The sequence below is a fragment of the Mesorhizobium sp. M00.F.Ca.ET.216.01.1.1 genome (genome assembly GCF_004010325.2).
GTDB lineage: Bacteria > Pseudomonadota > Alphaproteobacteria > Rhizobiales > Rhizobiaceae > Mesorhizobium.
In genome coordinates, this window is record NZ_SADR02000296.1 from 1 (window position 1) to 312 (window position 312).

At 57.4% G+C, this 312-nt stretch carries 1 protein-coding gene; it reads right to left on the reverse strand.

The window, feature by feature from the left end; translation table 11 throughout:
- A partial coding sequence (locus tag EN859_RS36185; RefSeq protein ID WP_189502532.1) for an NIPSNAP family protein occupies positions 1-140 on the reverse strand: 140 nt, incomplete at its 3' end.
- Positions 141-312 lie beyond the last annotated feature (172 nt).

Here is a 312-nt window from a genome sequence, read left to right on the forward strand (position 1 = left end):
GGACCAATCAGCGTCGTCCAGAAGCCGATCTGCTCGATCCCGTGTTTTTCGAAAAAGCCGAGCGTTGTCGACGTGAAGCGATCGAGCAAAGCCGGCAGGCGCGTCGGCGCGCAATGATAGATACGCATTTCAACAATCATTCAGATCTCCGTAGTCTTGAGGTTCAGGTTTTCCAATGCAGTGGCATCAAGCGAGATTCAATCGCGAACGCGGCTCAGTCCGGCAGGCCGTCGACCGACGACCAGCGCTCGACGTACTTGACGAGTTCCGTCATGTCGCGCGCAGTACCGTCCTGCATGGCCGCGTAGTTCC